Raw genomic sequence first — 13,235 nt, 5'->3', positions numbered from 1 at the left:
AATGCGCTTTAATGTTCCAGGAAGCCGATCGAAATCCACGGCACCGCAGCCACCACCAGCAGCGCAATCACCAGCGCGGCCAGGTAGCCCCATACCCGGTTGAAGACCTTGTCCGGCGACACCTTGCCGATCGCGCAGGCGGCATAGAAGCCGACGCCGAACGGCGGTGCGAACAGGCCAATGCCCATCGCCAGGATCACCACCATGGCGTAGTGCACGTCGTGGATGCCCAGCGAACGGGCCACCGGGAACAGCAGCGGTCCGAACAGCACGATCGCCGGGATGCCTTCCAGGATGCTGCCCAGCACGATGAAGATCACGATGGTGATCAGCAGGAAGCCGAATCCGCCGCCCGGCACACCCTGCATCAGCGACACCAGCTTGGCCGAGAAGCCCGACTGCGTCAGCGCCCAGGCCATCGAAGTGGCCATGCCGATGATCAGCAGGATCGCGCCCGACAGGGTTGCCGCTTCCACCAGCATCGGGTAGATGCGCCTGAAGTCGAGATGCTTCATGAAGGCGTGCATGACCAGGCCGACCACAATCGTGTACGCGACACCGATGGTGGCGACTTCGGTTGCAGTAGCCACACCTTCGATCACGGCCACTCGAATCAGCATCGGCAAAGCCAGCGCAGGTATCGCCGCAATCAGGGTCTTGCCGATCACGCCGATGGTGGCGCGCTTCACATCCGGCATCGGTTCGCGACGGGCGCGGAACCAGCAGACGATACCGATCGCGATCGTGGCGATCACGGCAGGCATCAGGCCGCCGATGAACAAGGCGGTGATCGACACGCTGCACACCGCGCCGATGGTGATCAGTACCAGGCTCGGCGGAATCGTTTCGGTCATGGCGCCGGAGGACGACAGCAAGGCCACCAGTTCTTCCGGCTTGGAGCCGCGCTTCTTCATTTCCGGGAACAGCGCCGGCGCAATCGCTGCCATGTCGGCCGCCTTGGAGCCGGAGATGCCCGAGACCAGGAACATCGCGCCCAGCAGCACGTATTGCAAGCCGCCGCGTACGTGGCCCAGCAAGGCCGCCATGAAGTCGATCAAGGTACGTGCAAGGCCGCTGATTTCCAGCAGCGAACCGAGCAAGACAAACAGCGGCACCGACAACAGGATCAGGCTGGACATGCCTTCATCCATGCGGCTGACCACGATCATCATCGGCGCGCCGGTGGCAATCGTCAGATAGGCCATCGTCGCCGTACCGAAGGCGAACGCAATCGGGATCCCGCCTGCGACACACGCGCCGATCAGCACCACGAAGAACACGATCAGGTTGTAGTTGCCCATGGCCAGCAAGGCCGGCTTGCAGATCCACAGCACGGCGCCGATCACGGCCACGACGGCAACGGCGGAGAGCACCTGCCTGACGCTGGAGCGGCTCGCCATGCGCGCAATCGCCGCCAGGAACATCAGGATGGCGCCGACCGGCAACGCAGCCGCGCGCAGGCCGTCGGGGATTTCCAACGCAGGCGTCGTGATCGCCATCTGCTCCGACGCATGGTCGACCGCGGGATGGATGATCATCAGGACAAAGATGCAGACGATCAGGGCGGCGACGGTTTCCAGCCAGACGCGCCATTTGTCGGAGAGCTTGTTGACGATGGCGGTCAGGCGCATGTGTTCGCCCCGGTCCAGCGCCAATACCGCGCCCAGCATCGACAGCCAGATGAACAGCGTCGAGGCCAGCTCGTCCGACCAGATCAGCGGGTCGTGCAAGGCATAGCGGTAGATCACGCCGGCCAGCAGCACGCCGGTTTCCACCACCACCAGCGCCGCAGCAACCGCGGCGACAACGTGCATGACGCCGCGATTGACGCCCGCCAGCAAACGCGCCAGCGGGTTGGTCGGCAATGGCGTGGCGTCAGCGTAGTTCATTGCTGCTTCCATTTACGCGAGCTTCCCGGTGTACTTCTCCAACAGCGCCCACGCCTCGGGACCGAACTTTTTGTGCCACTCGGTGTAGAAGCCGGAAGCGCGCAGCTTGGTGCGGAAGGCTTCGTTGTCGGTGTCGTTGAACTGCATGCCCTTGCCCTTCATGTCGGCCACCAGCGATTCATTCAAGGCCTTGACGTCGACACGTTGCTTGAGACCTGCTTCGTTGACGTTGCGCGTAACGATCTCTTGCAGCTCTTTTGGCATGCGTTCAAACGACTTCTTGTTGCCCATGAACCAGAAGCCGCTCCATACGTGGTTGGTCATCGAGCAGTATTTCTGCACTTCATAGAACTTGACGGTGGAGATCACCGCCAGCGGGTTCTCCTGGCCTTCGGCGATCTTGGTCTGCAGCGCGGAATACACCTCGGCGAAATTGATGCTGGTCGGCGCCGCATCGAACGCGCGGAACAGCGAGGTCGCCAGCGGGCTTGGCGGCACGCGCAGCTTCATGCCCTTGAAGTCCTCGGGCCTGGTGATCGGACGCGTGCTGGTGGTCACCTGGCGATAGCCGTTGTCCCAGCAGCGCTCGAACGCGAACAGCGACGTCGTCGCGGCGATCTGCTTGCGCACATAGGCGCCAAGGTCGCCGTCCATCGCAGCCCAAACCTGGTTGTAATCCTTGAAGGCGAAGCCGACGCCGCTGATCTGGCCGGCCGACACCAGCGTGCCGAGCACTTCCGGCGAGATGGTGAAGAAGTCGATGGCGCCGGCGCGCACCTGCGACAGCATGTCGGTGTCGGTACCGAGCTGGCCGTTGGGATAGACCTGGAAGTCGACGCGGCCCTTGGACTCGGCGGCGATCCTGGCGGCCATTTCCTTGGCGCGCACATTCATCGGATGCGTCATCGGCAGGTTGTTGCCGTACTTCAGCGTGAATTCAGCGGCGGCACTGGCCGAGCCTGCATACAGTCCGGTTGCGGCAGCGGCCGAGGCGACGGAAGCGGTCTTCAGAAAGTGGCGGCGGGTCATGGCGTGCATTGCGTATCTCCTGGATTTTTATAGGTCGTAGAGGGCTGCAGATTCTGTTCGGTCAGCGAAGATCAGCGCATCGATGCAGCGAAAAAGGTTTTCCGCCGATGCTGTCTCCTTGTATATTCTTGATGTTATTTGATTTGTCTAGATTGCTTTTTGCAGAGAATAGGCTTTGAATTCAGACAGGTCAAAGCAGATTCATGATGGTTTTTGATGTAAACATAAAATATCCAGCCATGGCATTTTCTCCCGATCCCCGCCCGCCGGTCGATGGCGCCGGCGAAGGCAACAACGAAGGCTGCCGCGCCCGCGTGACCGACATCGCACGCGCTGCCGGTGTGTCCACCGCGACGGTCGACCGCGTACTCAACCAGCGTCCCGGCGTGCGCGCCGCGACCATGCAAAAAGTCCTGAAGGCCGCCGCCGCGCTCGACTATCTGCCGGAAGCCGATCTGTACAAGGCAATGCAACCCAAGCCGATGCGACTGGTGTTCTTGCTGCCGCCGCAGAGCAACCGCTTCATGCAGATGCTGGGCGACTACATCGCGTTTTCCGAGGAGCAGCTGGCGCCGTTCAACGTGAAATGCAAATGCCACCACATCGAAGGCTTCAACCCCAGCGTGCTGGCCAAGCGCCTGCTGCACTACGGCCGCCAGGCCGACGGCGTGGCCTTCATGGCGCTCGAGCATCCGCTGGTGCGCGAAGCGGTCAATACGCTGGTAGCCGAAGGCATCCCGGTGGTGACGCTGATTTCGGACCTGTCGAATTCGCGCCGCGCGGCTTACGTCGGCATGGACAATCGCGCGGCGGGACGTACCGCCGGTTACCTGCTGGGGCGTTTTCTTGGCGGCGCAGGTAATGCCAAAGCCAAGCCGATGAAGGTGGCGATGATCGCCGGCAGTCTCAGCTATCGCGGTCATGAAGAGCGCGAGATGGGATTCCTGCATGTGCTGGAAGAGATGTTCCCGCATCTGCAGGTAGTCGGCCTGCGCGAGGGGCACGATGACGCCGACACCAACTACAAGCAGGCGCGCACGCTGCTGGAGCAGTATCCGGATCTGGTAGGCATGTACAACATCGGCGGCGCCTCGGATGGCGTGGGCCGCGCGCTCAGGGAGAGCGGGCGCGAGCAGAAGGTGGTGTTCATCGGGCACGGCCTGACGCCGGATACGCGTGGGTTGCTGATCGACGGGACGGTGGATGCGATTTTGACGCAGCATCCGCAGAACATGATCATGAATTGTGTGCGGATATTCGGGAATTTGCGGGAGAAGAAGGAGGCGTTGGCGGGGGTGGAGGCGGTAAGGATCAGTGTGATGTTGCGGGAGAATTTACCTTAAGGTTTTGCACTTGTCCCGACTTCTGTTTGCCGATAGCTTCTGCTTTCCTTTCGTCGATCAACCCTTCGCCGGGGGTAGCCCGGCAGCTACTCACTTTTCTTGCTTCGCCAAGAAAAGTAAGCAAAAGAAGGCGACCGCAAGTTCGTAGCCCCCTTCGGGGGTTCCCGGCGTCGGCAGGCACAAATCGGGAGAGGAAACAAACTCGCTGCGCTCAGACAAGTTTCCCCTCTTTATCCGATTTGCACCTGCCGCCACCGGCTACTCGCAAGCGGACTTCCAGACTGGCTCGCTGCGCATCGCCAGGGTACAGAGATAAAGCAACGGTCGCAGTTCTCCGCTACCAATAAAACCAAGAATGAGAATCACGATGCCGCAGGCGAGCCACCCAAGGCAATGCGAAGCGAGCCGAAAAAAGAATTCCGCTTATGAGTCGCCGTTGGCGNCGTGCTCAAATCGGATAAAGAAGGGAAACTTGTCTGAGCGCAGCGAGTTTGTTTCCCTTCCCGATTTAAGTACGGCGCCAACGAGAACCCCGCGCAGCGGGGCGGCGAATCGCGGTCGCCTTTCTTTGCTTACTTTCTTTGGCGAAGCAAAGAAAGTGAGCGGCTGCCGGGCCGCCCCCGGCAACCACGGTCGTCCGAAGAAAGAACAGCATCAGCAACACAAACAAACAATCAACCAAACACACCCAAATCCGAAACTGACAGAAATGTCATATTTCCGTCAGCCTCAAGTTGACCTCCTGTCTATAAAGTGAACACCGTAGAAAAAGGTGTCGACGGCCGTCCGCAATTTCCGCCCGTCAACATGTACATTTTGATCGCCAGCCCAATGCAATGCCGTCCACCATGCCGCCAAACCCACCCATGACAGCGACCACCAAATCGCCACCCCGCCCGACCGCATTCCAGCCAGCCCTGCTCTTGTCCGCCATCGCGACCGCCCTGCTGCTCGGCGGCTGCGCGGTCGGTCCTGACTACGTCCGCCCGCAACTCGACCTGCCCACCGCCTACAAGGAGCAAGGGCCATGGAAGAAGGCCGAGCCCGGCCAGATCGACAGCAACCAGCGCTGGTGGGAAGCCTATAACGACAGCGTGCTCAACGGCCTGATCGAGCAAGCCAACCAGGCCAACCAGAATATCCGCCTTGCCGAAGCGCAATATCGCCAGGCCCAGGCCACCGCCGCCATCGCGCGCGCCAGCCTGTGGCCGTCGATCGGCGCCTCGGCCGGCGCGACGCGGGCGCAGACCAACAGCCCGACCGCCGGCAGCCGGTTGACCGACACCTATTCGGTCGGTCTCAATGCCTCGTGGGAAGCCGACATCTGGGGTCGCGTGCGACGCTCGGTGGAAAACGGCGACGCCGCCAGCCAGGCCAGCGCGGCCAGCCTGGGCGCGGCACGCCTGAGCATCCAGGCGACGCTGGCGCAGAATTACCTGCAATTGCGCGTGACCGATCTGCAAAAGGATTTGTACGCGCGCACCGTGGCTGCCTATACGCGCTCGTACCAGCTGACCCAACATCAATATGACGCGGGCGTGGCGCTGCGCTCCGATGTCGCGCAGGCGGAAACGCAATTGCGCTCGGCGCAGGCGCAACTGATCGACCTCGACGCGACGCGCAACCAGCTTGAACACGCCATTGCCATCCTGCTCGGCAAGGCGCCCGCGGCTTTCTCGCTGGCGCCGCTGACGACCGACGCTGCGGCGTTGCAAGCCAGCATGCCGGCGACCCCGACCGGGTTGCCGTCCGATCTGCTGGAGCGTCGTCCCGACATCGCCAATGCGGAACGGCTGGCCGCAGCAGCGAACGCCAACATCGGCGTGGCGCGCGCGGCATATTTCCCGGCGTTGACCTTGAGCGCATCCGGCGGCTACAGCGGCGTGTCGTTCTCCCAACTGTTCGATACGCCTAGCCGCGTGTGGTCGCTGGGCAGCACGCTGGCGGCGGTGCTGTTCGACGGCGGCGCACGCAGCGCGCGCAACGACCAGGCCACTGCGGCATTCGACGGCGCGGTCGCCACCTACAAACAAACCGTGCTGGGCGGCTTGCAGGAAGTCGAAGACAACCTCTCGACGCTACGCGTGCTCGACCAGGAAAGTCGGGTGCAGGACCAGGCGGTGAAGGCGGCGCAATTGTCCGAACGGTTGGCGCTGAGCCAGTACCAGGCCGGCACCACCACCTATCTCTCGGTCGTGACGACGCAGGCGACTTCGCTGACCAACCAGCGCACCGCCGTCACCCTGCTGGGTCGCCAACTGGTGGCCAGCGTGGCGCTGATCAAGGCGACCGGGGGCGGCTGGACCGTGGCCGACATCGACAAGGTTGCTGCGTCCGGTAAAGCCGACAAATAAGCCGCCCCATAAGCCGACAAATAAGCCGACCAATAAAAACAATTTCGCGAGTGAAAGCATGACTACTTCTTTGACACCCAAACGTTCCACCCTGTTGATTTCCGTTGCCGTGCTGGTCGCCCTCGGCGGCGGCGCCTGGTCATTGTTCCATCGCGCCGACGCAGTCGCTGCGTCCAAGGAACAGGCACAGCAGGCGCCGTCGATTTCCGTCACCACCGTGCAGGTGCAGGAGCGCGACATTCCGCTGTACCTGTCGGGCGTCGGCACCGTGACCGCCAACGCCAGCGTCGTCGTCAAGGTGCGCATTGACGGCCAGCTCGACAAGGTGGGCTTCACCGAAGGCCAGGACGTCAAGGCCGGCCAGTTGCTGGCGCAGATCGATCCGCGCGCGCTGCAGGCGCAACTGGCGCAGGTACAGGCGCAACAGGCGCGTGACCAGGCCCAGCTGACGAATGCAAAAATCGACTTGCAACGCTACACCACGCTGCGTCAGCAAGACGCCGCCACGCAACAGCAACTGGATACGCAAAAGGCCCTGGTGGCGCAGCTCGAAGCCGCCGTCAAAACCGATGAAGCGCAGATCAGCTACGCCAAGGTCCAGCTCGGCTACACCACCATCAACGCGCCGATCAGCGGCCGCGTCGGCGCGCGCCTGGTCGATCCGGGCAATATCGTTCACGCCTCCGACGCCAACGGCCTGGTGATCATCAACCAGATCGATCCGATCACCGTGCAATTCACCTTGCCGGAAGAAGCCGTGCCGGCCATCAACCGCGCCCAGCTCGCCAGCCGCAAGCCGCTGAAGGTCACCGCTTACGCACGCACCAGCAACGAGCCGCTGGCGACCGGCACGCTGATCCTGCTCAACAACCAGATCGACACCGCCAGCGGCACCGTGCAGCTCAAGGCGCGCTTCACCAACCAGCAGCACGTGCTGTGGCCGGGCCAGTACGTCAACGTCAACCTGCAGATGGACGACCACGCGCCGGCGCTGACCCTGCCTGCCGCGGCGATCCAGCGCAACCAGCAAGGCACCTACGTGTACATCGTCAAGGCCGACGAAACGGCGGCGATCCAGCCGGTCAAGGTCACGCGCATCCAGGACGGCGTCGCAGTGCTGAGCCAGGGTCTCGAGGTCAATCAACGTGTTGTGCTGGACGGTCAGTACAAGCTCAAGCCCGGCAGCCACGTGATTGAGAACAAGGCTGCCGCCAACGGCGCCACTGCTTCTGCTAATGCGCCTGCTAATGCTCCTGCTGCGAAAGGATCCGCAAAGTGAGTGTGTCCGCTACCTTCATCAAGCGTCCCATCGGCACCACGCTGCTGGCGCTGGCGATCCTGCTGGTCGGCATTGCGGTCTGGCCGTTGCTGCCGGTCGCGCCGCTGCCGCAGGTCGACTTCCCGACCATCCAGGTTTCCGCCAGTTTGCCCGGCGGTAGTCCCGAAACCATGGCCTCCAACGTTGCGCAACCGCTGGAACGCCAGTTTTCGCTGATTGCCGGCCTGTCGCAAATGACGTCGCAAAGTGCGCTGGGCAGCACCCAGATCACCTTGCAGTTCGATCTCAACCGCAACATCGACGCTGCCGCGCTCGACGTGCAGGCGGCGATCAATGCGTCGACCGGGCAACTGCCGTCCAACCTGCCGAATCCGCCGACCTTCCGCAAGGTCAATCCGGCCGACTCGCCGATCATGATCATGTCGGTGCAGTCCGATGCACTGCCGCTGACGCAGGTCAGCGACTTCGCCGACAACATCCTGGCGCAGCAAATCTCGCAGATCTCCGGCGTCGGCCTGGTCAACGTCAACGGCGCGCAGAAACCGGCCGTGCGCATCCAGGTCGATCCGGCCAAGCTGGCGACGCTGAACCTGAGCCTGGAAGACATCCGCGGCGTGATCGCCACCACCACCGTGAACCAGCCCAAGGGCACGGTCGACGGCACGCATCAGAGCTTTACCGTCTACACCAACGATCAGTTGCTGAGCGCCGATCCGTGGAACGACATGGTGCTGGCTTACCGCGCCGGCGCACCGATCCGCGTGCGCGACATCGGCGTGGCGATCGACGCGCCTGAAAACATGAAGATCGCCGCGTGGGCGTTCTCCGGCGCTGCGGCAGAAACCGATACGACGCTGACCAATGGCCGCTCCATCGTGCTGGCGATCACCAAGCAGCCGGGCGCCAACGTGATTGAAACGGTCGACCGCATCAAGGCCGCGATGCCCCGCCTGCGCGCAGCGATCCCGGCCAGCGTGCACGTCAATACGCTGATCGACCGCACCCAGACCATCCGCGCTTCGGTGGAAGACGTCGAGTTCACGCTGGTCCTGACGATTGCGCTGGTGGTGATGGTGATCTTCGTGTTCCTGCGCAACATCGCGGCGACGCTGATCCCGAGCATCACGGTGCCGCTGGCGATCATGGGTACCGCCGCCGTGATGTACCTGGTCGGCTACAGTCTCGACAACCTGTCGCTGATGGCGTTGACGATCGCGGTCGGCTTCGTGGTCGACGATGCGATCGTGATGCTGGAAAACATTTACCGCTATGTCGAAGAAGGCATGTCGCCGATGGAAGCGGCGTTGAAAGGCTCCAGCGAAATCGGATTCACCATCATCTCGATCTCCGTGTCGCTGGTGGCGGTGTTCATCCCGCTGCTGCTGATGGGCGGCATCGTCGGCCGCCTGTTCCGTGAATTTGCCGTGACCGTGACGCTGACCATCGGCGTGTCGGTGATCATTTCGCTGACGCTCACGCCGATGCTGTGCTCGCGCTTCCTCAAGAACAGCCACGCCGAACAACACGGCAAGATGTATCAGTTGTTCGAGCGCTTCTTCGACGCCTTGCTGAACGGCTACAAGCGCGGCCTCGATCTGGTGCTGCGCCACCAGTTCATCACGCTGATGAGTTTCCTCGCCACCGTTGCGGTGACCGTGGCGCTGTTCATCTTCATCCCGAAGGGATTCTTCCCGCAACAGGACAACGGCGTGATCGCCGGCTTTGCCGAATCGGCGCAGGATATCTCGTCGAGCGCGATGCATCGCCGGCTGTTGCAAGTGGCCGACGTGGTGCGCAAGGATCCGGACGTGACCGGTTTCGCGATGAGCGCGGGTTCGACCACCTTTAATACCGGCAACTTCTTCATCGCGCTGAAACCGAAGAGCGAAGGCCGCACGCTGGACGCCAGCGAAATCATCACGCGCCTGCGACCGCAAGTGGCGAAGATCCAGGGTGTCAATCTGTTCATGCAGGCCAGCCAGGACATCAACGTCGGCGGCCGTCTGTCGCGTACGCAATATCAATACACGCTGACCGACTCCAACCTGGATGAACTCAACGTCTGGGCGCCGAAACTGGTGGATCGCCTGCGTCGCCTGAAGCAACTCACGGACGTCGCCTCCGATCAGCAAAACTCGGCGGCAACGGCAACCATCACGATCGACCGCGCGCGCGCATCGAGCTTCGGCATTTCGCCGGCGCTGATCGACGCCACGATCTATGACGCCATCGGCCAGCGCCAGGTCGCGCAGTACTTCACGCAGGTGAACAGCTATCGCGTGATCCTGGAAGTCACGCCGGAGCTGCAGAAGGATCCGGCGCTGTTCAACAAGCTCTACCTGACCTCGCCGCTGACCGGTCAGCAAGTGCCGCTGTCGACCTTCATCAAGGTCGACACGACCAAGACCGCTTACCTGTCGATCAGCCACCAGAGCCAGTTCCCGGCGGTGACGATTTCGTTCAACCTGGCGCACGGCGTGGCGCTGGGCGAGGCGGTCGACGCCATCAACCAGGCCCAGGCCGAGATGGGCGTACCGACCACCTTGACGGGCGCGTTCCAGGGCACGGCCAAGGCGTTCGGCGATTCGCTGTCGTCGCAGCCTTACCTGATCGCGGCGGCGCTGATCGCGGTGTACATCGTGCTGGGCCTGCTGTATGAGAGCTACATCCATCCGCTGACGATCCTGTCCACGCTGCCGTCGGCCGGCGTGGGAGCATTACTGATCCTGATGGCGGGCGGCTACGACCTCAGCGTGATTGCGCTGATCGGCATCATCCTGCTGATCGGCATCGTCAAGAAAAACGGCATCATGATGATCGACTTTGCGCTGACCGCCGAACGGCAACACGGCATGAAACCGGAAGAGGCGATCTATCAGGCTTGTCTGCTGCGCTTCCGCCCGATCATGATGACCACCATGTGCGCGCTGCTGTCGGGACTGCCGCTGATGCTGGGCCATGGCGCCGGCTCCGAACTGCGCCGTCCGCTCGGTTACGCGATGGTCGGCGGCCTGGTGCTGTCGCAAGCGCTGACGCTGTTCACGACGCCGGTGGTGTATCTCTACCTGGATCGCGCGCATTACTGGTACATGAACAAGAAGGAAGCACGCGCGGCGCGCAAGGCGGCACGCAAGGGCGGCGCCGCTCCTGTAATAGAATCGCACTAGTTGATGTCCATGCACGCGGTACCTGGAGCAGGAATGAAAATTCTGATTGTCGAAGACGAGCACAAGATGGCGGAGTACCTCTGCAAAGGGTTGACTGAGCAGGGATGCACCGTGGATCTGGCCGCCAACGGCATCGACGGCCAGCATCTGGCGATCCAGCACGATTACGACGTGATCGTGCTGGATGTCATGCTGCCGGGGCTGGATGGCTTCTCGGTGCTGCGTTCGCTGCGCACCGTCAAGCAGACGCCGGTGATCATGCTGACCGCGCGCGACCGCGTGGAAGACCGCATCAAGGGCTTGCACGACGGCGCCGACGATTACCTGATCAAGCCGTTTTCCTTCCTCGAACTGCTGGCGCGTTTGCAGGCATTGACGCGTCGCGGCCGTGCGCAGGAACCGGCGCAGCTGCGCATCGGCGACCTGCAGATCGACCTGCTGAGCCGCAAGGCCTACCGCAGCAACACGCGTATCGACCTGACCGCCAAGGAGTTCGCGCTGCTGGCGATCATGGCGCGGCGCCAGGGCGAAATCCTGTCCAAGACGGCGATTGCCGAACTGGTGTGGGACATGAATTTCGACAGCAACACCAATGTCGTCGAGGTCGCGATCAAGCGCCTGCGCGCCAAGATCGACGCGCCGTTCGACCAGAAGCTGCTGCACACGATACGCGGCATGGGCTACGTACTGGAGCCGCGCGCTTCGGAGGCGCCGGCGCCGGAGCATGACGAATATGATGAACATGACGGGGAACACGGATGAGGCATTCCATCATCGCGCGGCTGGTCATGATGTTCGCGGCCGCCGCGCTGGTCATTTTTTCGCTGATCGGCGGCGTGCTGTACGCCGTGGTCAAGAACGAGCTGCTGCGCCATGAGCGCGACGGCCTGGTGACGACCTTCAACGATATTGAATACATGGTCTCGCGCGTCGGCACGGTGGAGCGCTGGGCGCGCGTACAGACCAAGCTGGACACCCTGACCCCGGCCGACGGCAAGGTGCGTTTCTGGGTGTTCAGCGACGATCCGCAATTCAGCTACGGCAAGGACCTGGCCGAACTGCACGACTTCGATTACGACCCCAACAACATCGGCCGCCTGCGCATCAAGGGCAAGGAATTCCCGATGCACACGCTGACCAAGGTGTTGCCGGCCTACCTCGACCGCCCCGCCATCCGCCTCACCATCGGCGTCGACACCGAACCTTATTTCGAGACGCTGCGCACCTTCGTGATCGCCATGATCGGACTGTCGCTGGCGGGGATTTTCCTGGTGATCCTGTTCGGCTACTGGATCGCGCGCGCCGGCTTGCAACCGCTCAAGAAGATGTCCGACAAGGCGCAGACCCTGAGTCCGCAAACCCTGTCGGAACGCCTCACGGTGTCGGCGCTGCCGGATGAATTGTCGGATCTGGCGCAAGCCTTCAACGGCGCGCTGGATCGCATGGAAAACGCCTATAAACAATTGGAAGCCTTCAACGCCGATGTGGCTCACGAGTTGCGTACGCCGCTGGCCAACCTGATCGGCGAGACCCAGGTGGCCTTGTCGCGCGAACGCAGCGCGCCGGAGTTCGAGATCGTGCTGCAATCGAACCTCGAAGAGCTGGATCGTCTGCGTTCGATCATCAACGACATGCTGTTCCTGGCCCGCTGCGATCAGGGCGAAGCCGCCACCAGCCTGGTTTACACGGCGATTGCCGACGAGGTGCAAAAGACCATCGAGTTCTTCGAGTTCGTGCTGGACGAGATGCAGATGAGCGTGGAAGTGGTTGGCGACGTCGATGCGAAGTCGATGATCGAGACCGCGCTGTTCCGTCGCGCCTTGACCAATCTCCTGCAAAACGCCATCCAGCATTCACCTGCCGGCGCGCGCATCACGGTGTCGATCGATGCGCAGCAACAGGATGTGCAGGTTGCCGTTTCCAATCCTGGGGAACCGATCGAACAACGCCATTTGCCGCGCCTGTTCGACCGCTTCTATCGTGTCGACAGCGCGCGTCGCGACTTCGACGGCGTGCATGGCCACGGCCTCGGCCTGGCGATCGTCAAGGCGATTGCGCTGATGCATGGCGGCACTGCGTTCGCCAGCAGCAGGGGCGGCAAGACCACGATAGGTTTCACCGTCGGCGGCAAAGCGGCCTGACTGCGTTGAATTCTTGGATTTGAAACCGGAGGT

9 protein-coding genes are annotated in these 13,235 nt (G+C 62.4%); 7 read left to right on the top strand and 2 right to left on the bottom strand.

Features of this window, described 5'->3' with window-relative positions; all coding sequences use genetic code 11:
• Positions 1–8: 8 nt before the first annotated feature.
• Positions 9–1,889 carry a TRAP transporter large permease gene (locus DXT88_RS03785; protein ID WP_407649265.1) on the bottom strand — a complete coding sequence of 627 codons (1,881 nt, stop codon included), beginning with the start codon at positions 1,887–1,889 and terminating at the stop codon, positions 9–11.
• Positions 1,890–1,901: 12 nt separating this feature from the next.
• Complete coding sequence (locus tag DXT88_RS03780; RefSeq protein WP_265211677.1) at positions 1,902–2,927, bottom strand: TRAP transporter substrate-binding protein; 1,026 nt, start codon at positions 2,925–2,927, stop codon at positions 1,902–1,904.
• A gap of 230 nt (positions 2,928–3,157) precedes the next feature.
• On the opposite strand from DXT88_RS03780, the gene DXT88_RS03775 reads away from it, so the two are divergent.
• The 7 genes from DXT88_RS03775 to DXT88_RS03745 all read left to right on the top strand — a co-directional run bounded on the left by DXT88_RS03775 (position 3,158) and on the right by DXT88_RS03745 (position 13,202).
• Positions 3,158–4,261, top strand: a complete 1,104-nt coding sequence (locus DXT88_RS03775) for a LacI family DNA-binding transcriptional regulator (RefSeq protein ID WP_265211675.1) — start codon at positions 3,158–3,160, stop codon at positions 4,259–4,261.
• Positions 4,262–4,733: 472 nt separating this feature from the next.
• On the top strand, positions 4,734–5,018 hold the full coding sequence (locus tag DXT88_RS03770; RefSeq protein ID WP_265211674.1) for a hypothetical protein: 285 nt from the start codon (positions 4,734–4,736) through the stop codon (positions 5,016–5,018).
• 109 nt (positions 5,019–5,127) lie between these two features.
• Positions 5,128–6,615 (top strand): efflux transporter outer membrane subunit, encoded by a 1,488-nt coding sequence (locus DXT88_RS03765; RefSeq protein ID WP_265211673.1) that lies wholly within the window; start codon positions 5,128–5,130, stop codon positions 6,613–6,615.
• Between the two features lie 58 nt (positions 6,616–6,673).
• Positions 6,674–7,894, top strand: coding sequence for an efflux RND transporter periplasmic adaptor subunit (locus DXT88_RS03760; RefSeq protein ID WP_265211672.1), 1,221 nt, complete (start codon positions 6,674–6,676; stop codon positions 7,892–7,894).
• Positions 7,891–11,061 carry an efflux RND transporter permease subunit gene (locus DXT88_RS03755; protein ID WP_265211671.1) on the top strand — a complete coding sequence of 1,057 codons (3,171 nt, stop codon included), beginning with the start codon at positions 7,891–7,893 and terminating at the stop codon, positions 11,059–11,061. The genes DXT88_RS03760 and DXT88_RS03755 overlap by 4 nt, the downstream gene beginning before the upstream one ends.
• 33 nt (positions 11,062–11,094) lie before the next feature.
• Positions 11,095–11,823, top strand: coding sequence for a heavy metal response regulator transcription factor (locus DXT88_RS03750; RefSeq protein WP_265211670.1), 729 nt, complete (start codon positions 11,095–11,097; stop codon positions 11,821–11,823).
• Complete coding sequence (locus tag DXT88_RS03745; RefSeq protein ID WP_016836162.1) at positions 11,820–13,202, top strand: heavy metal sensor histidine kinase; 1,383 nt, start codon at positions 11,820–11,822, stop codon at positions 13,200–13,202. Before DXT88_RS03750 ends, DXT88_RS03745 begins: the two co-directional genes overlap by 4 nt.
• Positions 13,203–13,235 lie beyond the last annotated feature (33 nt).

It is taken from the genome of Herbaspirillum lusitanum (assembly GCF_026127345.1).
GTDB classification, from domain to species: Bacteria; Pseudomonadota; Gammaproteobacteria; order Burkholderiales; family Burkholderiaceae_D; genus Herbaspirillum; species Herbaspirillum lusitanum.
This window is presented reverse-complemented; position numbering and strand designations above follow the sequence as displayed.